The organism is Paractinoplanes pyxinae (assembly GCF_026626335.1).
GTDB lineage: Bacteria > Actinomycetota > Actinomycetes > Mycobacteriales > Micromonosporaceae > Actinoplanes > Actinoplanes pyxinae.
This window is the reverse complement of the sequence record NZ_JAPNTZ010000006.1, coordinates 355,990-380,543: the sequence shown is the minus strand read 5'-3', so window position 1 is coordinate 380,543 and position 24,554 is coordinate 355,990. Positions and strand designations below refer to the sequence as shown.

Genomic DNA, 24,554 nt, shown 5'->3' with positions numbered 1-24,554 from the left:
AGAATTCTGGCCATGAGTTACCTCTGGCCAACGATCAGTGACTGCCGAGCAAGCTTTCTAGGCGCTCGACCGCCTCGGCAACCGTTGCCACTGTGTGGGCCGTCGCCGCCGCCGGCGGGCGGTCGATCATGACAACCGGGATGCCGCGTGCGCGGGCCGCCACCAGCTTGGCATCGGGGCCACCGCTGTCCTTGCTGACCAGCACGTCGATGCGATGCTCGGCGAGCAGGCGGCGCTCGCCCTCGAGGCTGTAGGGGCCGCGGTCGAGCAGCACCTCGAGCCGGCGCGGCATGGGCGGCTCGGGCGGCTCCACCGAGCGCGCCAGGAACCAGGCGTCCACCTCGGCGAAGGCCGCTATGCCTTGCCGCCCGGTCGTGAGGAACACCCGGCGGCCGGTGAGCGAGGCAGCGGCTTCCTCGAGGGTGCGCACCCGATGCCACACGTCGCCGGGCTGTTCGACCCATCCGGGCCGGCGCAGCACGACCAGCGGCACCCCGGCCCGGGTCGCCGCCTGGGCCGCGTTGGCGCTGATCGTGGCCGCGAACGGGTGCGTCGCGTCGACCACCACGTCGATGCGCTGCGCCGCCAGGTAGGCGGCCAGCCCGTCGACCCCACCGAAACCGCCGATCCGTACTTCGCCGGCGGGCAGCAGCGGAGAGGAGGTACGCCCGGCCAGTGACGTGATCACCGTGTACCCGCGCAACGCCCCGGCGAGCGCCCGGGCTTCGCTGGTGCCACCCAGGATGAGAACGCGCGGCTGCCGTGCGTCAGGCATCGCGGGTGGGGCGGCAGCGGGTTGTTGAGTACAGGTGGCTGTCGGGGAAGTGAGAGGCGGTGAGGGCAGCGCCCACGACGATGACTGCTGTGCGGCGGATGCCGGCCTCTTTCACTTGGGCGGCGATGTCGGCCAGGGTGCCGCGGACGATCAGCTCGTCGGGGCGGCTGGCTCGGGCCACCACGGCCACCGGGCAGTCGGGGCCGTAGGCGGGCAGCAGGTCGGCGACCACGGCGTCGATGCGTTGGACGGCCAGGTGCAGCACCATTGTGGCCCGGCTGGCCGAGAGGGTGGCCAGGTCTTCGCCGGGGGGCATGGCGGTGGCTCGTTCGGCGGTCCGGGTGAGGATCACGGTCTGGGCCACGCCGGGGACGGTGAACTCGCGGTGCAGCGAAGCAGCCGCGGCGGCGAACGCGGGCACGCCGGGGACCACGTCGTAGGGGATGCCGGCGGCGTCGAGGCGGCGCATCTGCTCGGCCACCGCGCTGAAGACCGACGGGTCGCCGGAATGCAGGCGGGCGACGTCGTGGCCGGCTTCGTGGGCGGCCACCAGCTCGGCGGTGATCTGGTCGAGGTTCAGGCCGGCCGTGTCGACCTGGCGGCTGCCGGGCGGGCACCATTCGAGCAGTTCCGGTGGCACGAGGCTGCCCGCGTACAAGCAGACCGGCGCCGACGCGATCAAGCGCTGCCCACGCACGGTGATCAGATCCGCCGCCCCGGGCCCGGCCCCGATGAAGTGCACCGTCATCAGGCCACCGTCCTCGAGCCGACCGGTTCGGCGGCGTTGTCGTTGCGTCGGGTCATGGGGTGGTGGACCGGATCGGTCGCCCTGGAGCCGGCCCCGATGAAGTGCACCGTCTCCAAGCGCCGCGTCATCGGGTGGTGGACCGGATCGACCGCCCTGGGGCCGGCCGCGATGAAGTGCATCGTCTCCAAGCCGACCGGTTCGGCGGCGTGGCCGTTGCGTCGCGTCATCGGGTGGTGGACCAGATCGGCCGCCCTAGGCCCGGCCCCGATGAAGTGCGCCGTCTGCGAGCCGGCCGGTTCGGTGGCGTTGTTGTTGCGTTGGGTCATCGGGTGGTGGAACAGATTGGCCACCCTGGGGCCGGCCCCGAAGAGGTGCACCGTCTGCGAGCCGGCCGGTTCGGTGGCGTTGTTGTTGCGTCGGGTCATCGGGTGGTGGACCAGATTGTCACGGGCATCATGGGCCTCCAGCCGGTGAAGTTGCCGACCGGGGAGCCGCGGCTCACGGACAGGCGGATCAGGTCGCCGCCTAACTCGGCGTGGGCTGCGGCCAGGGCGGCTTCGGATTCGAGGGTTACGGCGTTGGCGACCAGGCGGCCGCCGGGGCGCAAGGCGGTCAGGCAGGCGTCGAGCACTCCGTCGTTGGTCAGGCCGCCGCCTATGAAGATCGTGTCGGGGGTGGGCAGGCCGTCCAGGGCTTCGGGGGCTCGGCCAGTGACGACCGACAGGCCGGGAACGCCCAGCACCGAGGCATTTGTCCGGATCGAAGCGACGCGAGCGGGTGCCGATTCGATGGCTATGGCGCGGCAGCTCGGGTGGCTGCGCATCCACTCGATGCCGATGCTGCCCGAGCCGGCGCCCACATCCCACAGCAGCGCGCCGGGTACGGGGGCCAGCACCGCCATCGTCACCGCGCGCACCTCACGCTTCGTGAGCTGGCCGTCGGTCTCGTAGAGGGAATCCGGCAGGCCGGGCGCCACCGACGTCGCCGGGCCGTCGGGGCCGCAGTCGATGGCGATCACGTTCAAAGGGTCGCCCGGTGGGTGCTCCCACGACGCCGCGAAGCCGGAAATCCGCAGCTCCGCAGGGCCGCCCAGCTGCGACAACACCGTGATCGAGGCCGACCCGAAGCCGGCCGCCGCCACCAAGGAGGCCACCGCACCGGGGGTCGAGGCGTCGCGCGACAACACCAGCAACCGTTGCCCGGGGTTCAGGGCCCGCCGCACCGTGGCCGGGTCGGCGGTGACCAGCGAGATCACCTCAGTGGTGGCGAGCGGCCAGCCCATCCGCGCAGCCGCGAGCGCCGCCGACGACGGGTGCGGAATCACGCGTACGCGATCGGAACCGGCCAATCGGACCAGCGTGGCCCCGATGCCGTGGAACATCGGGTCGCCGCTCGCCAGCACGACCAGGCCGGGCTCTTCCAGGTACGAGGACAGGGCCGGGAGCAGGGGAGACGGCAACTGGACCCGCTGCGCCGTGACCGAGGGCGGGAGCAGGGACAGCTGCCGGGCGCTCCCCATGATCATCCGCGCCGCCTCCAGCGCGCCATGGCTCGTACGGGAAAGCTCTGACCAGCCGCCGGCGCCGATGCCGACCACCGTGACCAGGCAGGGGTTGTCGGCGCTCACGGGACGAACCTATCGAACGGCGCGGGCCCGAGAATTTCCGCGTCCGGTTGAGCGAAGGCCGCGCCGGGTGCGTACAACAGCCAGACGGCTCCCCGAGACCGGGTCGTCACGTCGGCCGCAGGGGGTGGCAGACGACCGGACCGACCGCTGAACGGGTGACGAACATGGCGCAGGGACCGCCGACGTTCCAGACGTTCCAGGATCAGCGCTACGAGCCCGACGACGACGCGCAGTTCTTCGCCGATCTGCGGGCCATGCCCGACGACGAGGACGACCGCTGGGTTCCCCAGGACCGCCACGACCCAGGCCAGGACCAGTGGCCCGACGACTCTCTGCAGGATGATCCCTATCGCCGCAGCGACATCCTGGTCGAGTCGCAGACCGACCCGACCGGCTGGAAGGCGTCCGGCCCGGCGCAGCCGCCGATCCCCGACGACCGTCCGCCGGCCGAGGCCGTCAGCGGCAACCGCCTGCTCACCGTCCTGTTGTTCTTCGGTGGCCTGGCCACCAGCGTCTCCCTCTGGCTGTTCGAGACCCAGTCGGGCGAGATCGGCGACACCGCCAGCCTGATGCTCGCGGCCGGCCGCATCACCGGGCTCATCGGCGGCTACCTGCTCTTCATCCAGCTGCTGATGATGAGCCGGGTCAGCTGGCTCGAGGAGTGGGTCGGCGCGCGTGACCTGCTGCGCTGGCATCGCTGGCTGGGCACCTCGCTGACCTTCTTCGTGCTCGCCCACGTCGTCTTCATCGTGTACGGCTATGCGCTCACCGCCGAGACGGGCGTCGTCGAGCAGGGCTGGACGATCATCACGACGCTGCCCGAGATGCTGAGCGCCACGGCGGCCACCATCATTCTGGTCGTCATCAGCCTGATCTCGATGAGGGCGGCCAAAACCCGGCTTCCGTACGAGTTGTGGCACCTCATCCACCTGACGGGCTACCTGGTTCTGCTGCTCGGGTACGGCCACCAGGTCGCCACCGGGGCCAACCTCAGCGGCCCGTTCGCCTCGATCTTCTGGCCCGCCCTGACCGCGCTGGTGATCTCGGCCCTGGTCTGGGGCCGCCTGGTCGAACCGCTGTGGCTCAACCTGCGGCACAAGTTCGAGGTGGCCGAGGTCGTCAGCGAGGGCGGCAACACGTTCTCGATCTACATCGACGGCAAGAACCTCGAGAAGCTGCCCGCGCAGGCCGGCCAGTTCATGCGGTGGCGGTTCCTGACCCGCAACGGCTGGTGGCAGTCGCACCCGTTCTCGCTGTCGGCCGCGCCCAACTCGCAGTGGCTGCGGCTCACGGTGACCGCGGTCGGCGGCCACACCGAGCGGCTGGCCCAGATGAAGCCGGGCACGCCGATCTGGGCCGAGGGCCCCTTCGGGGTTTTCACGGCCCAGCGCCGTACGCGTCGACGCGCCCTGCTGATCGCCGGTGGTTCGGGCATCGCCCCGATCCGCGCCCTGCTCGAGGACATGCCGCCGGACACGATCGTCATCTACCGGGCCGGCCGCCCCGACGAGCTGGTGTTCCGCGGCGAGCTCGAGGAACTGGCCGAGCAGCGCGACGCCTGGGTGCGCTACATCGTCGGCGGGCGCAACGATCCCGGCCCGCGCCGCCTGTTCACCGGAGAGGGCATGCTCGGCCTGGTGCCCGACGTGAGCCGCCGCGACGTGTACCTGTGCGGCCCGCCCGGGCTGGTCGAGGCCGCGGTCGGCACCCTGCGCGAGCTCGACGTCCCCGACAGCCAGCTGCACCTCGACCCGTTCGAGTTCTGAGTAGGAGTTTCTCGCGATGCGACGTAGTACCGCAGCCGCCGTAGGCACCCTCACCGGCGCCGCCCTGATCATCGGGGTGCGACTGAGCGTGACGCCGCCCGAGGCACCCGCCGTGGCCGCGCCGGTCGGCAACCTGGCCGGCGCGACGCCCGCCCCCAAGCCGTCCTCCAAGAAGCCCGCCGCGTCGGGCTCCAAAGAGAAGCCGGCCGAGAAAGAGCAGGAGAAGTCCAAGAGCGGCCTCAAGGACGGCGTCTTCAAGGGGAACGCCGCCGCCAACCCGTACGGGAAAATCCAGGTCACCATCAAGGTCGAGGGGGGCGAGATCACCGACGCGGCGGCCAGCTACCCGACCGCGAACGACAGCGCCACGATCAACCCGCCCGCCATCGCCGCCCTCAAGGAGTCCACGCTTCAGGCGCAGAACGCGGACGTCTCGGCCGTTTCGGGCGCCACCTACACCAGCGAGTCCTACGTCAAGTCACTCCAGGCGGCGCTGGACGCGGCCAAGGCGTAGGGTCACGCTCTGTGCGCCATGTCGAACATGTGATGGGGACGACGGTCAGCATCGAGCTGGGCGAGGACAGGCCCGAGGCCGAGCTGGGCCGGCTCATCACGGAGGTGTGCGACTGGCTGCACGAGGTGGACGCCCGGTTCAGCACGTACAAGGCGGACAGCGAGGTGTCCCGGTTCGGCCGCGGCGAGCTGCGGATCGAGGACGCCTCGGCCGATCTGCGGCACGTCCTGGAGGCGTGTGCCGATCTCTGGCGGGACACGGACGGTTACTTCGACGCGTACGCGGGGGGAGCGCTCGACCCGTCGGGCTACGTGAAGGGCTGGTCGGTCGAGGTGGCCGCGGCCCGGCTGCTGGCGGCCGGCTCCCACGACCACTACATCAACGCGGGCGGCGACATCCGCATGCGCGGCAACCACCCCGACGGCGGGCCGTGGCGGGTCGGCATCCGGCATCCGTGGGAGGCCGACAAGGTCAGCTGGGTGCTGGCGCTGCACGACGGGGCGGTGGCGACCTCGGGAACGTACGAGCGGGGCGATCACGTCGTCAATCCGCGTACCGGGCGGCCCGCTCAGGGGCTGCGGTCGGTCACGGTGGTCGGGCCGGATCTGTCGATTGCTGACGCGTACGCGACGGCTGCGCTTGCCATGGGCGAAGCCGGGATCGCCTGGCTCGCGAAGCGGGCGGCCGACGGCTACGACTCGGCTGTGGTGACCGACGACGGCCGCGCGTTCAGCTCGGCCAACCTGCCGGCCGCTGTCTGATACGTCTACATTAACCCGCCGCTCGGCCCTGTGGACGGCGGCCCGGTCGGTCCGTGCAGTTATCCACAACCGGGTGAAACTGGGCGGCGTTCATCGACCGCTATGAGGCAGCATGGGCCGCGTGGACATACGGGGACCGGCAAGATTTCTCTGGTGGTTGGGAAGAAGTAACAAGGGCCGGGTTGCGCTCGGCGCGATGTTCGGCTCGCTGTGGTTCCTCAGCCTGGCCGCCGCGCCCTGGCTGCTCTCCCGCGCGATCGACCACGGCCTGGCCCCGCGCGAACCGGGCACGCTGATCGGCTGGGCCGCGGCCGTGCTGGTGGTCGGCGCGGCCAGTGCCGGTCTGGGCATCATGCGGCACCGCAGCATGACCAAGATGCGGATGGCGGCCGCCCTGCAGACGGCCGACCTGGTGATGAGCCACGCCACCCGGCTCGGCTCGGCGCTGCCCCGGCGCATCACCGCGGGCGAGGTCGTCACCATCGGCATCTCGGACGTGTGGACGATCGGCCGGGCCATGAACGTCGGCGGCGTCGGGGTCGCCTCGGTCCTGGCCATCTCGGTCGTGGCCGTGGTGCTTTTCCGTACGTCGCACATGCTCGCCGTCGTCGTGCTGATCGGCGTGCCTGTGCTCGCCATCTTCGTCGGCCCGCTGCTCCAACGTGGTCAACGGGCCGGCCTGGGCTATCGCGAGCAGCAGGGCGAACTGAACGCCCGCCTGGTCGACGTGCTGGGCGGCCTGCGCATCCTCAACGGCCTCGGCGGCAAAGAGACCCATCTCGAGCGGTACGACCGGGAATCGGCCCGCCTGCGCGACCAGGGCTACCGCGTGGGCGGCCCGTTCAGCTGGATCGGAGCGCTCGGCGACGGCTTGCCTGTGGTGTTCCTGGCCGTCGTTGTCTGGCTGGCGGCCCGGCTCGCGGCGTCGGGCGAGCTCACCGTGGGCGAATTGTTTGGTGTGTACGGCTACACGGCCATGCTGGTGATCCCGGTGAACGTGCTGATCTTCTGCTCGTTCGACGTCACCCGCGGCCTGGTATCGGCCCGGCGCGTGGTCGACTTCCTCCGGCTGCCGGTCGACGACCCGTCCGGCGACCCGGCCCCCGACGGCCCGGCCACCCTGCACGACCCCGCCTCGGGCGTCTTCGTGGAACCGGGGCAACTCACGGCTCTGGCCGGCGCCCGTCCGTCCGACGCCGCCGCGGTGATCGACCGGCTCGGCGCGTACGGGCCGACCGAAGCCACCTGGGGCGGCCGCCCGCTGGCCGGCGTGGTCCAGGCCGAGGTCCGCGCCCGCATTCTGGTCGCCGAGCCGGACGCGGCTCTGTTCGCGGGCCGGCTGCGCGACGTGATCGCCGGCCGCGACGAGCCCGACGACGACCGCGTCCGGGCCGCGATCACCACCGCCGTCGCCCACGACGTCGCGTCCGACCTGAACCGGCCGATCGAATGGTCCGGCCGCAACATCTCCGGCGGACAGCGACAGCGGGTGCGGCTGGCCCGGGCCGTGCACGCCGACCCCGAGATGCTGCTGACCGCCGAGCCCACGTCCGCGGTCGACGCCCACACCGAGGCGGCCATCGCCGAACGCCTCAGCGAGGCTCGTCGCGGCCGGGGCACGGTCGTGGCCACCACGTCGCCGGTGCTGCTCGACCGGGCCGACGTCGTGCACTACCTGGTCGACGGCCGGGTCGCCGCCTCCGGCACCCACCGCCGGCTGCTGGCCACCACGCCCGGCTACCGCGACCTGGTGACGCGCGTCTTCGAGGAGGAGGACGCGTGAACCTCCCCGTCGCCGATCAACGCCAGGTCGGCCGGGCCGCGCTGCGCCTGGTGACCGCCGACCGCCGCTCGGTCGCCGTGATGATGACGCTCAACGGGCTGGCCGCGCTGGCCGGTCTGGGCGGCCCGTGGCTGGTCGGCCGGATCATCGACGAGGTCGGGGCCGGGGGCGGGGTGGGCACGGTCGACAAGCTCGCCCTGGCCGTGCTGGCCTGCGCCATCGCCCAGACCCTGCTGGCCCGGCAGTCGCTGTCGATCGCCTACCGCTTCGGCGAGCGCACCGCCGCCCGCATCCGCGAGAACTTCCTGCGCCGCTCGCTGGGCCTGCCCGCCGCGGTGATCGAACGGGTGCCGGCCGGCGACCTGGCCGCCCGCGGCACCACCGACGTCGACGCGGTGGCCAACACGCTGCGCGACATCCTGCCCAACATCTTCATCGGGATCGTCCAGATCGTCTTCATCGTCGTCGCCGTGCTGGTGCTCGACCCGCTGCTCGGCATCGTCGGCGTGCTCGGCCTGTCCGGCATCTGGTTCTCGACCCGGTGGTATCTGCGCCGGGCCCGCTCGGCCTACCTGACCGAGGGCGAGGCCAACTCCCGGCTGGCCGACGAGCTGGCCGCCACCACCGCCGGCGCCCGCACCATCGAGGCGTTCGACCTGGCCGAGCGCCGCCTGGCGGTCGGCCATGAGGTGATCACCGAGACCCGGCGGACCCGGCTGGCCACGTTACGGCTGCGCAGCGTGTTCTTTCCGTCGGTCGAAATCTCGTACGCGGTGCCGAGCGTGCTGGTGCTGCTGATCGGCGGCTGGCTGTTCTTCGAGGGCCGCGTCACCCTGGGCACGGTCAGCGCGGCCGTGCTCTACCTGCGCCAGCTGGTCGGCCCGCTCGACATGATCCTCATCTGGATCGAGTCGTTGCAGAGCAGCAGCGCGTCGTTCGCCCGCATCGAAGGCCTGGCCTCGGTGCCGGCCGCGCCCCCGGCCGCCACGACGCTGCCCACCGACGACCGCATCGAGATCAGCAACGTCCGGTACGCGTACGACGAAGGCCGCGACGTTCTGCACGACGTCAACCTGACCGTACGACCGGGGGAGCGGCTGGCTATCGTCGGCCTCTCCGGCGCGGGCAAGTCGACGCTGGGCCGCCTGATCGCCGGGGTCGACCGGCCCGGCTCGGGCACGCTGACGGTCGGCGGCGTGCCCGTGGCCGACCTGCCGCCCGACGTGCTGCGCCGCCAGGTGGTGCTGGTGACGCAGGAGCATCACGTCTTCCGCGAGTCCCTGCGCGACAACCTGATGATCACGGCGCCGGACGACGACCTGCGCCGGGCCCTGAAGATGGTCGGCGCCGACTGGGCCGACGACCTCGACCGCGACCTGGGCGAGCAGCCGCCCGACGGCGCCCAGGCCCAGCAGCTGGCCCTGGCCCGGGTCGTGCTGGCCGACCCCCACACGGTGATCCTCGACGAGGCCACGGCCCTGCTCGACCCGACGGCCGCCCGCACTGCGGAACGCGCTTTGGCCGCGGTGCTGCACGAACGTACGGTCATAGCCATCGCCCACCGCCTGCAGACGGCCCACGACGCCGACCGGGTGGTGGTCATGGAGGACGGCCGCATCATCGAGGTGGGCACGCACGACGAACTGGTCGAGGCCGACGGCCCGTACGCGGCGTTGTGGCATTCCTGGCACAGCAGCGACTGAAAGGCGGGGGCTCTGGTGAAGGTGCATGAGCGGATCGACGGGCGGTTGCGCGAGTTCATCGAGGCGCAGCCGATGTTCTTCGTGGCCACCGCCCCGAACGGGCCGGGCGGGCACGTCAACGTCTCACCCAAGGGCATGGCGGGCACGTTCGCCGTGCTCGGCGAGCTTCGTGTGGCCTACCTGGACTACCACGGCAGCGGCGCCGAGACGACGGCCCACCTCGACGAGAACGGCCGGATCACGCTGATGTTCTGTGCCTTCCAGGGCCCGCCGAACATCGTCCGGCTGCACGGTCACGGCCGCACGGTGCCGGTCACCGCGCCCGAGTTCGCCGAGCTGCTGCCCCTGTTCGAGACGCCACCGGACACGCACGGCGTCCGCTCGGTGATCGACGTGACAGTCGAGCGGGTCAGCGATTCCTGCGGGTACGCGGTACCCCTCATGACCTACGACGGCGACCGCGACCTGCTGGTCCGCTCCCACGAGCGACGCTCCGACGACGACCTGGCCGAGTACCGCCGCAAGAAGAACGCCGTCAGCATCGACGGCCGCCCCATCTTCAATGCCTGATCACGCCGCGGTGGTGCGGAAGACCCCGTTCAGGGCCAGGTCGATCGTGCGGTCGGCCGCGGCCCGGCCGTCCAGGGGCCCTTCGAGCACGCCCTCGACCATGGTGAAGATCAGGATCAGGTCGGCCGGTTCCAGGTCGCGGCGGACGAAGCCGTGCTCCTGGGCCCGGCGCAGGGGCTCGGCCAGCAGGGCCACGATCCGGCGCAGGTAACGCCCCTGCACCGCGGGGTCCAGGCGGCGGGCCAGGTGCACGAGCGGCCGCATGGTGACCTGCGTGTGGAGTACGGCGTCGAGCATCGGCCGGAAGGCGGCAGGCTGCTGGTCGGTGGCGGCGATGTACGCCTCCAGACGCTCGACCTGATGCGCGATGACCGCCGCGGTCAGCGCGAAGCGGTCAGGAAAGTGGCGGTAGAGGGTGGCCTGCCCGACCCCGGCGCGGCGCGCGATCTCCGGCATGCCGACCGCGTCGCGCCCGCTGGTCATCAGGTCGCTGGCCGCCAGCACGATCGCTTCCCGGTTACGCCGAGCATCCCGCCGGCGCGGCGCCTGCACCCCGTAGAGCATCGCCCGCCTCCCTCCGTTCCGCGACCACCCATGTGCTTCCCCAACCACCGCCCGGCCCGCCCCGGCCGCCCGCCCCGGCCGCCCGGCCTGCCCTGGCCGCCGCCTAGCTGCCTTTGCCACCCGCTCGACCGCTGCCCCATCCGCGGCTGTGGCCTGCGCTTTCATGCCTCGAAGTGACCTACGTTACTGGCTGGTAACGATAATGTCATGAAGTTCAATTTCTCGGAACCGGCTCCTACGCTGCCGAAACCGGAGCGCTCCAGCCCCTCCCATATGCGATCCCGACCCGCACGGACGTGCCACCGCGTCCGCCGGGGGCGGCTGACCGCCTTGTTCTGCCTGAGGAGTGCGCATGGAGCCCCGCCGCAAGATCCTGCTCAGCGTCGCCTTGACCGCCGGTCTCGCCCTGTCCGGCGCCGTCCCCACTTCAGCCGCCGCCGCCTCGTCACGCCCTGCGCCGTACGGGACGTCTCGTCTCGCGGCCGGCTCTGTAGCGGCTGAAGCTGACCGCGCCGCCCGACCGGCCGGCTCCGTAGCGGCTCAAGCTGACCGCGCGACCCGGCGGGCCGGCATGTCGGCTGCGGTTGCCACCAGCGGGTTCAAGTTCGTGGACATTGCCGGGGCGGGGGTGACGCTCAAGGCCAACGTCATCGGCCCGGCTGCGGCGGGCCGCTACCCGGCCGTGATCCTGCCGGCGAGCTGGGGGCTCAACGACCTCGAATACCTGGCTCAGGCCCGGAAGCTGGCCGAGGGCGGCTACGTCGTCGTCTCGTACACGCCGCGCGGGTGGTGGGCCTCCGGCGGCGAGATCGACACGGCCGGGCCCAAGGACATGGCCGATCTGTCCAAGGTGATCGACTGGACGTTGGCCAACACGGCCGCCGACCCCGACCGCATCGGGGCGGCCGGGATCTCGTACGGCGCCGGTCTTAGTCTGCTCGGCGCGGCCTTCGACAAGCGGATCCGGGTCGTGGCCATGATGAGCGGCTGGACCGACCTCGTGTACTCGCTCTACAGCGACCAGACCCGCCACCGCCAGTCGGCCGGGCTGCTCGAGCTGGCGGCGGCCCTCCTGGGCAACTCGGGGCCGGAGCTCAGCGGCAAACTGGCCGACTTCAAGGCCAACCGGGACGTCGCCGACGTGATGGCCTGGGCTCGGGTGCGCTCCCCGGCCACGTACCTGTCGCAGATCAACGCCAACGGCCCGGCCGTGCTCATCGCGAACGCCTGGGGCGACTCGTTCTTCCCACCAAACCAGTTGGTTGACTTCTACCGCGGGCTGTCCGGGCCCAAGCGGCTGGAGCTTCGGCCCGGCGACCACGCGATTGCCGAGCTGGGCGGCGTCTTCGGCTTCGAGAATGACGTCTGGTCTGGCGTACGGGATTGGTTCGACCAGCATCTGGCCGGCCGCCCCGGCGAAACCCGCCCGCCCGTGCTGATCCGCCCCGACAACGCCGCCACCGAGTCGTACGCCGACTGGTCCGCGCTCAGCACGGCGACCACCCGCTACGGCCTCGGCGCGATCCGCCCGCTCGACGGCACGGGTCTGCTCGGCGGCGCCCCCACCACGGGCTGGACCAAGAGCCTGCCCACCGACCTGGACACCACGGCCAACGGCGGCGTGGTTCTGCTCACCAACGGGGTGGCCGCCTTCACCAACCAGCGCCCGTCCGTGTGGTTGCCCACGGTCAGCCGGGCCCGCGCCGGCGTCTGGGCCGCGGCCCGCCCCGGGACACCGCTCAAGGTCCGGGGCATTCCCCGCGTACACCTCAATTTGACCGGAAGCCCCGCGCAGGGCTCCCTGGTCGCCTACCTCTACGACCTCGACGCCGTCGGCACCGCCCGCCTGATCACCCACGCCCCGGTGACCTGGACGGGCGCCGGACCGGTGGACGTGGCGATGTCAGCCGCCGCCTACGACGTGCCCGCCGGCCACTCGCTGACCCTGGTCGTGGACACGGTCGACCCGCTGTACTACGACGCCAACGAGCCCGGCCGCAGCATCACCATCGCCGGCGGCTCCTACCTGGACCTGCCGACGCGCTAGCGCTTGTGCTTCGGCAGCTTGGCCTGCACTCGCTGGAGGTCTTCGGCCGGCGCCGACAGGATGCCCCAGCGGGACCGCCAGGCCATGACCGACCCGATCGACACGGCCGACAGGATCGACCCGACCGACAGCCACGACCCGATCGACAGGATCGAGAGATTGGAACCGACCGACCCGATGGAGAGCGACGACCCGATGGACCCGATCGACAACACGGACCCTTTGGAGTAGATGCTCAGCACGGAGTCCTCGGACTTGTAGGACAAGATCGAGCCCTTCATCCCGCGATTATCTCCTTTCCCGCCCGGCCGCGCGTGCCCGGAAATGCTCAGAAGTCGGCACAGATGTAAGGCATCTGGCGGGGGAACAGGCTGCTCAGTGGGCCCACCGCGGCGGCGTCGACCTGGCCCAGGCCGCGGGTGACGACCTCGATCGGATCGAGTACGCCGTACAGAAGCCCGCTGAAACCGCCGACCGTGAGGGTGGCCGACGGGGTGTTCGTGCCCTTGGCCACCGTCAGGCGGCCGCCCTCACCGGTCAGGCGCCACAGGCCGCCCACCATCGGGTCGTCCGGGATCTCGATCGTGACGTCCCCGTCGCCCACCGCCGTGCCGGTCAGGGCGGGCATGTCGAGGACGCGCACCATCGCGCCGCCGTGCCGGGGCTGGTCGACCTTGGCCTCGGTGGTCACGGTGAAGTCGGTGCCCCACAACTCGGGCACCTCGTCGGTGCTCACCCGCACGTGGACGCGTGCCACCTGGTCGACGTGCCGGCCGAAGAACTGCAGCAACAGCGCCCGCCCGAGCGGACCGGTGGTCAGCAGGTCAGAACCGTGAAGATCCCCGCCGTACGCCCCCACGCGGTACTCGATGGCGCCGGCCACCTCACCGTCGACGCGTGCAATCGCCACCCAACGCTTGTCCTCCCGGAACTCGGCTGCGCGAGTTTCGTCGTACACCGCGAAACCGTGCCTTTCGCCGAGCAGACGCCGCTGCAGGCCCTGCCACTCGGCGTAACCCTCACGCATGGGCAGCACCTCGACCTCGCCCGGCAGCTCGGCCCGCGTCAGATGAGACAGCCCCTCAGGCGGAAAAGTGGCAATCCGGTGCCGCGGCGTGCCGACATAGCCGAACCGGGCGTAGAAGCTCGGCCGGAACGGATAGAGCGCGCTGACCGTGCTGCCCTCGTCGCGAGCCACGCGCAGCAGCCGCTCGAGCACCCCACGCACCAGCCCCCGCCGCCGAGCCGACGGATGGGAGGCGACAGACGCGATGCCGGCCATGTCATGCACCTGGCCACGCACGTTCTGCCGCATCCGCAGCGAAGCCGCGCAGGCCAGAGCCCGCCCGCCCTCCTCGGCGACCATGTTGATCGCGGTCGCGAAATAGGCCATGCGCCGCTCGTACGCCGCCTCCTCCTCCGCCGGCCAGGGCGAAGGCATGAACGCGTACGTCTGCAGGGGGAACATGGTCGCCGTGCGCTCAGCCGAGCTGATCTGTCGGAACTCCATGGCCTTCATCCAACACCGGGAGCCCGGCCTGTGGATAACACGGAACGCCCAGGTGAACCCCATCCCGCGACGCGCCGGGGTACCCCGGTTTGGCAAGGCCCCTGGTGACCCGCTAATGTTTCATCCGTCGCCGGGGAAGCCCGGGGGGACAAGCGGACGTAGCGCAGCTGGTAGCGCATCACCTTGCCAAGGTGAGGGTCGCGGGTTCGAATCCCGTCGTCCGCTCGGAGAGGCCTTCACAGACGTGCTGGGCCTGCTCGGTGGAGTGGCCGAGAGGCGAGGCAACGGCCTGCAAAGCCGTCTACACGGGTTCAAATCCCGTCTCCACCTCGCAAGAGGTCTATACCCGAGGGCGATTGGCGCAGCGGGAGCGCGCTTCCTTGACACGGAAGAGGTCACTGGTTCGATCCCAGTATCGCCCACGAGTGGCAGGGGCCGTGTGTCTGCGGAAAGCGCAGACCGCGGCCCCTCGTCATGTCTGCTCAGGGGGCCGAGCCCCCTGAAACCCCACGGTGCGGTGGGCACCCTTCGCTATTCGGCGTCGGCGTGCGAACACTGTTTCGAGACGGCATCGCGTCGGTGGGAGGCGCGGGGGTGCGGGACAAATCAGGCTCCCATGTGGCCACCGTTGCCCTCGGCGACAAATCCGAGCCCGCGCTCGCGGTCGATGGTAGGTCTCGCGGTCAGTATCCGGCACCGGATTTAGGGCCGGGGGAGCGGCCCGTTGGAGCCCAGCGTGTTCTTCTCGGTCTCTCACGCCGAGCCCTCATCGATCGGGCGCACCGTTGGGCAAAGCGTCCGGCGCGATGGCAGTAATGCGCGCAGGTGCGAGGATGGTGCCACGACTGGCATCGGGGTGGATGGGGGCCGGGGATGCGCAAATCGCACCGGGTGGTGGTTCTCGTCCTCGAGGGGGCGCTGCCGTTGGACGTCGGGATTCCGGCGGAGGTGTTTCATCCCGAGTCCGGTTTTCCCTACGAGGTGTCGACCTGTGGGGTTGTCGCGGGGACGGTGCCGGCGCACGGGGATTTCGGCTTCACGGTTCCGCGAGGGCTGGAAGCGTTGGACGACGCGGACACGATCGTTGTGCCGGGGTACGCACCGGCGGGCCGGCCGATTCCGGTGGAGGTGTGCGAGGCCCTTCGGAGCGCTGCAGGAAAGGGGGTGCGTATCGCTTCGATTTGTTACGGGGCGTTTGCGCTGGCGGATGCTGGGCTGCTCGATGGGCTGCGAGCTACTACGCACTGGGATGCGGCGGAGAAGCTTGCCGAGCGGCACCCACGGGTCACGGTTGAGCCGAACGTGCTCTTTGTTGACGAGGGGTCCATTCTTACGTCGGCGGGGGCTGCGGCCGGGCTTGATTTGTGTCTTCACATCGTTCGGCGGGACCTCGGTGTGAGCGCTGCCAATGAGATCGCTCGGGGGCTCGTCACGGCGCCCTACCGGGCCGGGGGTCAAGCTCAATACCTGCCGAAGACCGGCCCGGCCGTGCAGGGCGAAAGCCTGGCCGCGACGCGGGAATGGGCCATGGCGCGGCTCGGGCAGCCGCTCACGATTGCGGGGCTCGCCGCGCACGCGCAACTGTCGCCGCGTACGTTCATGCGTCGCTTTGCCGAAGAGACCGGCAGCACGCCGCTGCAGTGGATTCTGCGGGCGCGGGTCGACACCGCCCGCGAACTGTTGGAAAGCACGAAGCTGTCGGTGGATTGCATCGCGGAAGAGGTGGGACTGGGGACCGGGTCGAATCTCCGGCTGCACTTCCGCCGGCTCCTTGATGTGTCGCCCACCGAATATCGCGCCACCTTCTCGGGGCGGAACTAATTACGACGTACGCGGGGGAAGCGCAACACTTTCGCCGGCCACATCGATTGCAACCTTGCCGCGGAGTGCGTACGACCGCCTGTTCTCCAGCAGCTCGTGAGCCTCGCCCACGCGAGCGAGCGGAAGCGTCGCGCCGATGATCGGCTTCACGAGGCCGCGCTCGACCAGGTTGGTCAGCGCGTCCAGCTTTCCCCGGTTCTGCCGGGTGAAGACCAAGTGGTAGGCGGCGTTCTTGTCCCACGCGTCGATGAGGTTCTGCGGCTGCGCGATGTCGACGATGCTGACCACCCGTCCGGAGTCGGCGAGCGCCAGCGGGCTGCGGGTGAGCGTGTCGCCGCCGATCGTGTCGAGGACGACGTCGACCCCCTCGCCGCGCGTCATCTCGGCCACGGCATCGACGTAGTCCGTCGCCGCGAAGTCGATCGCCGCGTCCGCTCCGAGCGAGCGTACGAACTCGTGATCGCGGGCCCTGGCGGTGGTGATTACTCGTACGCCCATCGCCTTCGCGACCTGGATCGCGATCGTGCCGACGCCGCCGGTGCCGCCATGGATCAGGATCGTCTCGCCCACGGTGAGCTGAGCCCGCGTCACGAGAGCCTCCCAGACCGTTCCGCCGACGAGAGTCAGGCTGGCGGCCTCGAGGTGACTGAGGTTCTCCGGCTTCCGGCCCACGAGGTCGACGTCGGCGACGTGCTGCTCGGCGTAGGAGCCGGGCCCACCGAAGATCCGCGGCGTGTAGTACACCGCGTCGCCGACACGGAACTCCGTCACGTGCGATCCGACCTCCTCGATCACGCCGGAGATGTCATGCCCGGTGATAGCCGGAAGCGGCACCTGATCCGCGTAGTCCCCGCGCCGGATCTGATAGTCAAGCGGGTTGATAGCGGTCGCATGAACGCGCACCCGCACCTGGCGAGGCCCGACTTCCGGTACGGCGACGTCGCGCACCTCGAAAGCGTCGGCCCCTCCGAAACGAGTGAGCACAACAGCCTTCATCGATTCAGCCATAGCAGAGTTCCCCATCGTGGTCCCGAGTGCGCGACGCGCGGTTCCCTCTCAGCGTCACGCCCGCGATCCACGGACTCCAGTGGCAGCAATGCCATTATCCGCGAGGATAGTGACAACAGGTGCAGCGCCCGGCTCGCCTGAACGAGGGGCCCTGCACCTGTTGCGGCGACGCTGCGGCCGAATCGGGAACTTAGATCGCGAAGATCTGAACGGAGCCGATCCAGTCGTCGAGGCCGTAGAAGTCCAGGCCGAAGTCGGTGCGGTTGTTGTAACCGCTGCCCGAGACCTCCCGGTCGACGTACCCGTTGGCTGACGAGCAGTTCGTCCAGTTGTAGAAGCGCACCCGGTAGGCGCCGGCGTCGGTGCGGACCGACACGCCGAGGCTGGAGGTCGCGTCGTTCACGGGTCCACCGGTCGTCCAGCGGTGCAGTGACAGGTTCTGGCAGCCGCTTCCGACCTGGCCCCAGGAGCGACGCCAGAAACCGGGGGACGGCTGAAGGGAGTAGCCCTTGTAGAGGCAGACATTGAGCCGGTCACTCACGGTCGGGTCAGGGCACCCGTAGCTGCTGAGACCGTTGGCCTGGGGGACAACGCCGACTCCGGCGGCGACGATGATGGCAGCCGCCAGGCCGAAGATCCTCGAAATTAACTCTTGCCGGCCTCGAGGTCAGCGTTGGGCTTCCCAGCGGGCCGTGAAAGTAGCGGATTGGCCTTGGGCGGCGTCGTCGCCCTGGATGATCCACTCGAGCTTCCACGTCCGGGTCGCGTTGGTGGTCACGGACCAAGTGCCGACTCCGGTTGCCCAGGTGCTGCTGGTCGAGACGAAGTTCGCCAGAGTCTGCGAGGACGCGCGCATGCCGGTGCTGTTGTAAGGCGTGCTGGTCGCCGTGAAGTCGCTGCAGTCGGTGTTGCTGCCGGTGCCGCTCTGAACTCGAAAAACCATGTACGAGCCCAGCGTGCCGGTCACCGCAGGGATATACATGCGGACCGTCGCGGGCAGCGTTCCCGTGTACGTCGTGATGACGCAGGTGAAGGCGGTGCTCCCGGGAATCCCGTTGGTGGCGGTGAAGAACTGGCTGCCCGTGGCGGCCGAGCCGGTCAGCACGACCGTCCCGCTGGACATAGCGTTGCCGCTGTTCGAAGTGGTGGCCGTGAAGCGTGCGTCGGCTGGGCGTAGGTGAGTCACCGCTACTGCGACGGCCGTAGCGGCGGCATACCAGCGCAGGCGACGCCAGAGGCGGCGCTGCGGCCGGCGGGAATGTCTGCCCACGGCTCCCGGCCTCCTCCCTTGCCTGTTCGGCAGGGCCTCGGCGGCGCTGAACGCGAAGCGGCTCCGGCGGCTGAACGCCACCGGAGCCAACTTGCCGAGTCACTTGACGCCTATCGCTGCGCCTCCCAATTGACTCCGAACTTCACGCCGTCACCCTGTGCGCCGTTCTGCGGAGACGCGGACGCCGGAAGCTCGTATGTGAAACGGAAGATACGCCACTTGCCTTGGGCGATGGCCGGTGAGGCGAGGCTGGTACCGGCGTAGGTGTTGTTGTTCTTGATGAGCGTCTGAAGTGGGGTCGCCGCCACGACGTCCTGCCAAGAGTTGCTGGCCGGCGTGCAGTCGTTGAAGGTGGGGTTGGTCAGGGTCAAGTCGGTGGTGTTGACCTCGACGTGCAGGGTGGTGTACTTGTCCATCTCCGAGGCGTCAGAGTCGGCCCAGTCGACGTAGCTGCCGCCGGCGTCGCTCTCCTGCGCCTTGTTCGTGCCCGTGATGGGGAAGTACATCTTGATCGCGGTGGGCGTCAGCGAACCCGTGTAAGTGACGGCGATGCAGCTCGAGACAGCGGCGTCGCCCGGAGCAATGCCCGAGGTGTTGAACAGCTTCGACGATCCGCCGTCGTTGTCGGAGATGGCGACCGTACCGGCGGACACGGTGTTGCCGTCGTTGCTGGTGGTCGAGGTGAAGGTGGCGTGTGAGGACGTCCAGACGATCCCGGCGCAAGCGACCAGGCCCGCGGCTGCGGCCACGCCCCGGCCGAGGCGACGCGTCGTGCTTGCCGTGCGGACTGCCGTGTTGACGTTCCCGCGCATATGTCTCCCCTTCATCGTTCCCCCGTGGAAACCGCTGCGGCGGCTTCACCGGTCCAGTTCGGTTGAACGATGGAAGGGTTCGAGTAGCGGAACAGAGCAGCTGAGTTGCGAACAAGTTCGCGGCCGGAGAGACGGCTGAACCGGTACGAGTCAGCGTCGACGGGCCCTTTCAAGGATCGCTTCGCAGTTGTCGGATAGCGGTAGGAATCGGCGTCCACGGGCCGGTTAAGGATCTTCGCCGGATCGGTGAGCGGAACTGGTTTGTCCGGCCCGGTGGTCGGTGGGCGCCAGAGCATGAGCGCCAGCAGCAAGATGCCGGCCGCAATGACGGGCAGGTACCGTCCCTGCCGGATCCACAGATAGGGCAACCCGATCCACGGGATGCGAATGCGCGGAACACCGACCAGGTTCGCCATCGGCACCGGCGTGGTGTCGGCCGTCTGGTTGGCGTCGCCCTTGGTGATCATGCTGCCCGCGTCGTCGAAGCGGATCACCCGGTGCATCAGCAGTTCGCCGGGGTGGGCCGGGTCGTCGACCAGGACGACGGTGCCCGCCGTGACCTTGTCCGGCGGCGGGGCGGCCGAGACCACGTCGCCCGGCCGGATCTTGGGCATCATCGAGCCGGAGACCACAACAGTGGACTTCCACCCCACCAGCACCGGCGCCACCGAAACCAGCAGCAATCCCAATGTGCACACGACGAAGGCATCCCGGGAATCGAGCAGCAGCCAGCGAATCCGGGACCGGGCACGGTGTACGAGCGGCCGGTCGTCAGCGGGTTGTGAATGCTTGCCCACGGCGCGCCGCCCCCTGTCCTCCGGGTGTCCCATCGGCGTACTGATGCGGCGGGCTGAGCCGGCGCTGCTCAGTTTCAGCCCGGTTGCGCCGAAGTGAGAACTATGCGGCGGATGCGATGGGGGATCGCCCTGCTGGCGGCGGTCGCCGGCATGATCGCCGCGGTGTTCCTGCTGCCGACGTCGTCGGCCACCTTCACCTCGGCCGTGAATGTGCCGGCCACGTTCGCCGCGTCGGCCGCCTTCCCCGGTCAGCCCAAGCTGATCAGCGACAAGGGCCCGGTCTTCTACCACCGCATGGAGGAGGCACAAACTCCGCCGTCGACCACGGTCGCCGACACGATGGTCTCGAGTCAGGGCGCGTACGGGATGACGCCTATCAGTTCGTCGACGTGGTGGCGCTTCGACGAGGCAGCCGGGGCGACCTCGTTCAGCGACATCTCGGGCGCGGCCGACACCGCCTCGATCACCGGCACCGCGACCGCCGGCGGGGCCGGGCCGATGGGCGGCGCCGTCACCCTGGGCAGCGGCAGCTATCTCACGTCGGCCGGGTCACCGTTCCGAGCCGACCGCAGCTTCACGATGTCGGTCTGGGTCAACATCGGCACCGCGTTGCCCACCAGCCGCTTGGGTGTGCTCAGCATGACCGGGGGAACAACCGCTTCCCCGTACGATCGAAGCGACGCGATGATCGTCGCGGAGCCCCCGGCCAACTGCGCGTCAGCCAGTCCGTGCTGGTCCTTCGCCATGGCGGGCAACCCGCAGAACGCCTCCGTCGCCTTCGACGTCGCTCGCAGCACCAGCGCGCTGACGACCAGCACGTGGGTCCACCTGGTCGCGGTTTTCGACGCGGGCACCATGACTCTGTACGTCAACGGAAACCCGGAAAGCACCAAGGCCCACACCGTCCCCGCCAACGCCGCCACCAACGCCGGCCTGACCGTCGGCCGCTACCGGGACGCCGGTTGGCTCGGCACGACCACCGGCACAACCCAGATCGGCGAGACGCGCACTTGGCGCCGAGCCCTGACCGCGGCCGAGGTCACGCAGCTCACGGTCCGCCCCACCGCTCGCTACGCGTTCAACGAAGCCGCCGGTACGAGCACGACCTACACGACCACGGCCGCCAGCACCGGGCCTCCGGGCGCGGTCAGCCGCTCCGGCCCGCTCACCATTTCCGGCGGAACCCTGGCCGCCGGTCGCGAACGGAACGCTTTCACCTCTGTCACCGCCGGAGGCACGCTCAACGGCCCGAGCTCTCAGCTCAATACGACCGGCAGTTTCACGGTCGCCGCATGGGTGAAACTCACCGACACCGTGGTCGACCGGATCTTCTTCTCGGCCAACTACGGCGCCGGCACCGTCGTAAGCCTGGGCTACAGCCAGGCCAACAACAAGTGGTTGATGGGCGTCCTGACCGGGCTGCCCACCGTGACCGCGTACGCCGACGTCACCGCGCCCGTCGTGAATCAATGGGTCCATCTGGTCGCGGCTTACGACAAAAACAACGGCCTGCTTCGCATGTACGTCGATGGCGTCCCTCAGACGCCGGTGTCCATGGGTGCTTTCACCGCCGTGACAGCCGACGACGTGATCGTGGTCGGCGCCCGCCGAGCGCTCGGAATCTACACCGACCCCTGGCCCGGTCAGGTGGACGACCTACGCCTCTACAACAGCTACCCGCTCAACGCGTCGGCCGCCGTCACCGCTGGCACGATGCAGACCTTCGTCAACCTGCTCAATCCTGGTCTCTCGGCCGAGGTTCCGGGCGGACTGCAGGGCAGCACCAAAACGGGTCACGCCGGATCCACCGCGGTCGCCTTCGGCGGCACCGGCAACGCGTACAACAATAAGTATTCGACCTCGGCCGCCACGACCACCTTCACCGTCGAGTGCCTGATCCGCGTCGCCCCGGGCCAGAGCGGTGTCATAGCGGGCTTCACCGCCGGCGCCACCGGGCTCGGCGGCACCACGACCGACCGGCTGCTCTATGTCGACTCCACCGGCAAAGTACGTTTCGGCGTGCTGCAGTCCGGCGCGGCGATCACCCTTGCGAGCGCCACCAACGTCGACGATGGCGCCTGGCACCACATCACGGCCGGCCTCGGCCCGATCACCGGCACCGGCAACCTCGCCGCCGGCGGCCTTCGGCTTTCTCTGGACGGCACGGTCGCCTCGACTAACTCTATGACCTCGGCCGCCGCCTCAACCGGGGTCTGGCGCTGGGGCGGCGCGCCGTTGCTGCCGCTGGCCATCTGGCCCTCCGCGCCCGCCAACCCCTACCTGACCGGCACGATCGACGAGTTCGCGGTCTACGACAAGCAGTTGACCGACCAGGACGACCTCTGGCGCGTCTACGGCAACTACTGACCACTCGTACGGGGGTCCGGTCTCGCATGAAAATGCGGGATGGTGCATAATCCTCGTGTGACCAAGGTTCTGTCTTCTCTTCCGGTCGGCGAGCGCGTCGGCATCGCGTTCTCTGGTGGGCTCGACACGTCGGTGGCGGTCGCGTGGATGCGCGAGAAGGGGGCTGTGCCCTGCGCCTATACGGCCGAGATCGGTCAGTACGACGAGCCCGACGTGACTTCCGTGCCCGATCGCGCCATCGCGTACGGGGCCGAGCTCGGGCGGCTTGTCGACTGCCGGGCCGCTCTCGTCGAGGAGGGGCTGGCCGCCCTGGCCTGCGGCGCGTTCCACATCCGCTCCGGCGGGCGCACCTACTTCAACACCACGCCGCTGGGCCGCGCCGTCACCGGCACCCTGCTCGTGCGGGCCATGCTGGAAGACCAGGTGCAGATCTGGGGTGACGGCTCGACGTTCAAGGGCAACGACATCGAGCGCTTCTACCGGTACGGGTTGCTGGCCAACCCGTCGCTGCGCATCTACAAGCCCTGGCTCGACAAAGACTTCGTGACCGAGCTCGGCGGCCGCAAAGAGATGAGCGAGTGGCTGCTCGCCCGCGACCTGCCCTACCGCGACTCCACCGAGAAGGCGTATTCGACCGACGCCAACATCTGGGGCGCGACCCACGAGGCCAAGTCCCTCGAGCACCTCGACAACGGCATCGAGCTGGTCGACCCGATCATGGGCGTCCGGTTCTGGGATCCGGCCGTGGCCATCGCCACCGAGGACGTGACGATCGGCTTCGCCGAGGGCCGCCCGGTGACCGTCAACGGCAAAGAGTTCGGCTCCCCGGTCGACCTGGTGCTCGAGGCCAACGCGATCGGCGGCCGGCACGGCCTCGGCATGTCCGACCAGATCGAGAACCGCATCATCGAGGCCAAGAGCCGCGGCATCTACGAGGCGCCGGGCATGGCCTTGCTCCACATCGCATACGAGCGGCTGGTCAACGCCATCCACAACGAGGACACGGTTACCAGCTACCACAACGACGGCCGCAAGCTGGGCCGGCTCATGTACGAGGGCCGCTGGCTCGACCCGCAGGCGCTCATGCTGCGCGAGGGCCTGCAGCGCTGGGTCGGCAACGCCATCACCGGCGAGGTCACCCTGCGCCTGCGCCGCGGCGACGACTACTCGGTCCTCAACACGACCGGCCCGGCGTTCAGCTACCACCCCGACAAGCTGTCCATGGAACGCACCGAGACGCCGGCCTTCGCCCCCGCCGACCGGATCGGCCAGCTGACCATGCGCAACCTCGACATCGCCGACAGCCGCGCCAAGCTCGAGCAGTACGCCCAGCTCGGCATGGTCGGCAGCCCCCAGGGCCTGGTCGGCGCCCTCCCCGCCGGCGGCGCCGAAGAAATCGCCTCCCGAGGCGCCGTCTCCTCCGAAGACGACCTGCTGGACCAGGCCGCCATGGAATCCGGCACCGACTGACCCCACAACAGCCGGCCCAGTCCAGCGCCAGCCGGGCGAGGCTGCACCGCGCCGTCGTTCCAGGCGCACCAACCTGCACGCGTACTAACGGCCCGTCCCCCCGAGGGGGCGGGCTGTTGGCGTTGGAGGGGGCTTGACAGTTCGTAGGCATGGGTAGATCGTAGGCGGACGCTTATGATTAAGGAGTCGGCCATGGCATTGCAGTTGGGCATGATCGGGCTTGACGTGCGTGATCTTCGGCGGTCGATCGAGTTCTACCGTCTTCTCGGGCTCGACATCCCCGAACCTCACCCCGAGTTCCCCGCGGCGCTCCACCGGATGGAAAGCGGAGTCACGCTCGTGCTCGCCGAGGGTTTCGCGGCCAAGAACGATCCCGACTGGGTTCGTCCGGAACGCGGGTACCAGCAGTTTCTCGAATTCTTCGTGGGCGACGACGCGTCAGTCGACGAGCAGTGGCGCACCCTCACCGAGGCCGGCTATCACGGCCGGATGGCGCCGGCCAAGACCACCGGCCCCTACGCGGCCATGATCGACGACCCGGACGGCAACGTCATCCTGATCTCCTCCGACGCCGCCGCGGACCCCACCGCTACGAAGCCCGGGCTTGGCGCCGGCTCGGAAGTCACCGCGGGCTGAACAGA

General features: G+C 69.8%; 22 protein-coding genes, 3 tRNA genes and 1 pseudogene. 14 read left to right on the top strand and 12 right to left on the bottom strand.

Features of this window, described 5'->3' with window-relative positions; genetic code table 11:
• Positions 1-34: 34 nt before the first annotated feature.
• Genes OWR29_RS18945 through cbiE form a run of 4 tightly spaced genes read right to left on the bottom strand, consistent with a single transcriptional unit; the run spans position 35 to position 3,150 of the window.
• A complete protein-coding gene (locus OWR29_RS18945; protein WP_267564228.1) occupies positions 35-775 on the bottom strand; it encodes a cobalt-precorrin-6A reductase in 741 nt (246 codons plus the stop codon).
• A complete protein-coding gene (cobM, locus tag OWR29_RS18940; protein ID WP_267564227.1) occupies positions 768-1,523 on the bottom strand; it encodes a precorrin-4 C(11)-methyltransferase in 756 nt (251 codons plus the stop codon). Before cobM ends, OWR29_RS18945 begins: the two co-directional genes overlap by 8 nt.
• Entirely contained in the window at positions 1,523-1,948 is a 426-nt protein-coding gene (locus OWR29_RS18935) for a hypothetical protein (protein ID WP_267564226.1), read from the bottom strand. Before OWR29_RS18935 ends, cobM begins: the two co-directional genes overlap by 1 nt.
• Positions 1,945-3,150 carry a precorrin-6y C5,15-methyltransferase (decarboxylating) subunit CbiE gene (gene cbiE / locus OWR29_RS18930; protein ID WP_267564225.1) on the bottom strand — a complete coding sequence of 402 codons (1,206 nt, stop codon included), beginning with the start codon at positions 3,148-3,150 and terminating at the stop codon, positions 1,945-1,947. Before cbiE ends, OWR29_RS18935 begins: the two co-directional genes overlap by 4 nt.
• Positions 3,151-3,314: 164 nt before the next feature.
• Here cbiE and OWR29_RS18925 point away from each other — a divergent pair, with 164 nt between their 5' ends.
• The 6 genes from OWR29_RS18925 (at position 3,315) to OWR29_RS18900 (ending at position 10,247) form a co-directional block, all read left to right on the top strand.
• On the top strand, positions 3,315-4,916 hold the full coding sequence (locus tag OWR29_RS18925) for a ferredoxin reductase family protein (RefSeq protein WP_267564224.1): 1,602 nt from the start codon (positions 3,315-3,317) through the stop codon (positions 4,914-4,916).
• Between the two features lie 16 nt (positions 4,917-4,932).
• The gene (locus tag OWR29_RS18920) at positions 4,933-5,430 is read left to right on the top strand and encodes an FMN-binding protein (RefSeq protein WP_267564223.1); all 498 of its coding nucleotides are present in this window, start codon (positions 4,933-4,935) and stop codon (positions 5,428-5,430) included.
• A gap of 32 nt (positions 5,431-5,462) precedes the next feature.
• Complete coding sequence (locus OWR29_RS18915; protein WP_267564445.1) at positions 5,463-6,191, top strand: FAD:protein FMN transferase; 729 nt, start codon at positions 5,463-5,465, stop codon at positions 6,189-6,191.
• Positions 6,192-6,387: 196 nt separating this feature from the next.
• Positions 6,388-7,974 (top strand): ABC transporter transmembrane domain-containing protein, encoded by a 1,587-nt coding sequence (locus OWR29_RS18910; RefSeq protein WP_267564444.1) that lies wholly within the window; start codon positions 6,388-6,390, stop codon positions 7,972-7,974.
• On the top strand, positions 7,971-9,677 hold the full coding sequence (locus OWR29_RS18905; protein ID WP_267564222.1) for an ABC transporter ATP-binding protein: 1,707 nt from the start codon (positions 7,971-7,973) through the stop codon (positions 9,675-9,677). The genes OWR29_RS18910 and OWR29_RS18905 overlap by 4 nt, the downstream gene beginning before the upstream one ends.
• Positions 9,678-9,692: 15 nt before the next feature.
• On the top strand, positions 9,693-10,247 hold the full coding sequence (locus OWR29_RS18900) for a pyridoxamine 5'-phosphate oxidase family protein (RefSeq protein WP_438872617.1): 555 nt from the start codon (positions 9,693-9,695) through the stop codon (positions 10,245-10,247).
• Here OWR29_RS18900 and OWR29_RS18895 read toward each other — a convergent pair whose 3' ends face one another.
• Positions 10,248-10,811: a TetR/AcrR family transcriptional regulator gene (locus tag OWR29_RS18895; protein WP_267564221.1), complete on the bottom strand. Its 564-nt coding sequence runs from the start codon at positions 10,809-10,811 to the stop codon at positions 10,248-10,250.
• A 352-nt stretch (positions 10,812-11,163) separates the two neighbouring features.
• Between OWR29_RS18895 and OWR29_RS18890 the strand changes: the two genes are divergently transcribed.
• A complete protein-coding gene (locus OWR29_RS18890) occupies positions 11,164-12,858 on the top strand; it encodes a CocE/NonD family hydrolase (RefSeq protein WP_267564220.1) in 1,695 nt (564 codons plus the stop codon).
• 53 nt (positions 12,859-12,911) lie between these two features.
• Here OWR29_RS18890 and OWR29_RS18885 read toward each other — a convergent pair.
• Positions 12,912-13,139: pseudogene (locus tag OWR29_RS18885) on the bottom strand (hypothetical protein); the annotation flags it as partial.
• A 47-nt stretch (positions 13,140-13,186) separates the two neighbouring features.
• Positions 13,187-14,368: a GNAT family N-acetyltransferase gene (locus tag OWR29_RS18880; RefSeq protein WP_267564218.1), complete on the bottom strand. Its 1,182-nt coding sequence runs from the start codon at positions 14,366-14,368 to the stop codon at positions 13,187-13,189.
• 152 nt (positions 14,369-14,520) lie between these two features.
• Between OWR29_RS18880 and OWR29_RS18875 the strand changes: the two genes are divergently transcribed.
• From OWR29_RS18875 to OWR29_RS18860, 4 genes are all read left to right on the top strand, one after another.
• A tRNA-Gly gene (locus OWR29_RS18875) sits at positions 14,521-14,593 on the top strand.
• A gap of 34 nt (positions 14,594-14,627) precedes the next feature.
• Positions 14,628-14,698: transfer RNA gene (locus OWR29_RS18870), tRNA-Cys, on the top strand.
• A gap of 20 nt (positions 14,699-14,718) precedes the next feature.
• A tRNA-Val gene (locus OWR29_RS18865) sits at positions 14,719-14,790 on the top strand.
• A 451-nt stretch (positions 14,791-15,241) separates the two neighbouring features.
• The gene (locus tag OWR29_RS18860) at positions 15,242-16,189 is read left to right on the top strand and encodes a GlxA family transcriptional regulator (RefSeq protein WP_267564217.1); all 948 of its coding nucleotides are present in this window, start codon (positions 15,242-15,244) and stop codon (positions 16,187-16,189) included.
• Here the strand turns inward: OWR29_RS18860 and OWR29_RS18855 are convergent, their stop codons facing one another.
• The 5 genes from OWR29_RS18855 to OWR29_RS18835 all read right to left on the bottom strand — a co-directional run bounded on the left by OWR29_RS18855 (position 16,190) and on the right by OWR29_RS18835 (position 19,977).
• Entirely contained in the window at positions 16,190-17,197 is a 1,008-nt protein-coding gene (locus OWR29_RS18855) for a zinc-dependent alcohol dehydrogenase family protein (RefSeq protein WP_267564216.1), read from the bottom strand.
• Positions 17,198-17,387: 190 nt separating this feature from the next.
• Positions 17,388-17,600 carry a hypothetical protein gene (locus tag OWR29_RS18850; protein WP_267564215.1) on the bottom strand — a complete coding sequence of 71 codons (213 nt, stop codon included), beginning with the start codon at positions 17,598-17,600 and terminating at the stop codon, positions 17,388-17,390.
• Between the two features lie 264 nt (positions 17,601-17,864).
• The gene (locus tag OWR29_RS18845; RefSeq protein ID WP_267564214.1) at positions 17,865-18,320 is read right to left on the bottom strand and encodes a hypothetical protein; all 456 of its coding nucleotides are present in this window, start codon (positions 18,318-18,320) and stop codon (positions 17,865-17,867) included.
• A 257-nt stretch (positions 18,321-18,577) separates the two neighbouring features.
• Complete coding sequence (locus OWR29_RS18840; RefSeq protein ID WP_267564213.1) at positions 18,578-19,279, bottom strand: hypothetical protein; 702 nt, start codon at positions 19,277-19,279, stop codon at positions 18,578-18,580.
• An 11-nt stretch (positions 19,280-19,290) separates the two neighbouring features.
• Complete coding sequence (locus OWR29_RS18835; protein WP_267564212.1) at positions 19,291-19,977, bottom strand: signal peptidase I; 687 nt, start codon at positions 19,975-19,977, stop codon at positions 19,291-19,293.
• Between the two features lie 210 nt (positions 19,978-20,187).
• Here OWR29_RS18835 and OWR29_RS18830 point away from each other — a divergent pair, with 210 nt between their 5' ends.
• The 3 genes from OWR29_RS18830 (at position 20,188) to OWR29_RS18820 (ending at position 24,549) form a co-directional block, all read left to right on the top strand.
• On the top strand, positions 20,188-22,443 hold the full coding sequence (locus OWR29_RS18830; protein ID WP_267564211.1) for a LamG domain-containing protein: 2,256 nt from the start codon (positions 20,188-20,190) through the stop codon (positions 22,441-22,443).
• Positions 22,444-22,500: 57 nt separating this feature from the next.
• Positions 22,501-23,913 (top strand): argininosuccinate synthase, encoded by a 1,413-nt coding sequence (gene argG / locus OWR29_RS18825; RefSeq protein WP_267564210.1) that lies wholly within the window; start codon positions 22,501-22,503, stop codon positions 23,911-23,913.
• 192 nt (positions 23,914-24,105) lie between these two features.
• Entirely contained in the window at positions 24,106-24,549 is a 444-nt protein-coding gene (locus OWR29_RS18820; RefSeq protein WP_267564209.1) for a VOC family protein, read from the top strand.
• Positions 24,550-24,554: the final 5 nt, after the last annotated feature.

What these genes read in the sequence shown, in the direction of transcription:
- OWR29_RS18860 (WP_267564217.1), top strand. Translation starts at nt 15,242, where the DNA reads ATGCGCAAATCGCACCGGGTGGTGGTTCTCGTCCTCGAGGGGGCGCTG.
- OWR29_RS18830 (WP_267564211.1), top strand. Translation starts at nt 20,188, where the DNA reads ATGCGATGGGGGATCGCCCTGCTGGCGGCGGTCGCCGGCATGATCGCC.
- OWR29_RS18910 (WP_267564444.1), top strand. Translation starts at nt 6,388, where the DNA reads ATGTTCGGCTCGCTGTGGTTCCTCAGCCTGGCCGCCGCGCCCTGGCTG.
- OWR29_RS18820 (WP_267564209.1), top strand. Translation starts at nt 24,106, where the DNA reads ATGGCATTGCAGTTGGGCATGATCGGGCTTGACGTGCGTGATCTTCGG.
- OWR29_RS18845 (WP_267564214.1), bottom strand. Translation starts at nt 18,320, where the DNA reads ATGTCCAGCGGGACGGTCGTGCTGACCGGCTCGGCCGCCACGGGCAGC.
- OWR29_RS18920 (WP_267564223.1), top strand. Translation starts at nt 4,933, where the DNA reads ATGCGACGTAGTACCGCAGCCGCCGTAGGCACCCTCACCGGCGCCGCC.
- OWR29_RS18840 (WP_267564213.1), bottom strand. Translation starts at nt 19,279, where the DNA reads ATGCGCGGGAACGTCAACACGGCAGTCCGCACGGCAAGCACGACGCGT.
- cobM (WP_267564227.1), bottom strand. Translation starts at nt 1,523, where the DNA reads ATGACGGTGCACTTCATCGGGGCCGGGCCCGGGGCGGCGGATCTGATC.
- OWR29_RS18935 (WP_267564226.1), bottom strand. Translation starts at nt 1,948, where the DNA reads ATGACCCGACGCAACAACAACGCCACCGAACCGGCCGGCTCGCAGACG.
- OWR29_RS18925 (WP_267564224.1), top strand. Translation starts at nt 3,315, where the DNA reads ATGGCGCAGGGACCGCCGACGTTCCAGACGTTCCAGGATCAGCGCTAC.
- OWR29_RS18895 (WP_267564221.1), bottom strand. Translation starts at nt 10,811, where the DNA reads ATGCTCTACGGGGTGCAGGCGCCGCGCCGGCGGGATGCTCGGCGTAAC.
- OWR29_RS18880 (WP_267564218.1), bottom strand. Translation starts at nt 14,368, where the DNA reads ATGGAGTTCCGACAGATCAGCTCGGCTGAGCGCACGGCGACCATGTTC.
- OWR29_RS18855 (WP_267564216.1), bottom strand. Translation starts at nt 17,197, where the DNA reads ATGGCTGAATCGATGAAGGCTGTTGTGCTCACTCGTTTCGGAGGGGCC.
- OWR29_RS18945 (WP_267564228.1), bottom strand. Translation starts at nt 775, where the DNA reads ATGCCTGACGCACGGCAGCCGCGCGTTCTCATCCTGGGTGGCACCAGC.
- OWR29_RS18890 (WP_267564220.1), top strand. Translation starts at nt 11,164, where the DNA reads ATGGAGCCCCGCCGCAAGATCCTGCTCAGCGTCGCCTTGACCGCCGGT.
- OWR29_RS18915 (WP_267564445.1), top strand. Translation starts at nt 5,463, where the DNA reads ATGGGGACGACGGTCAGCATCGAGCTGGGCGAGGACAGGCCCGAGGCC.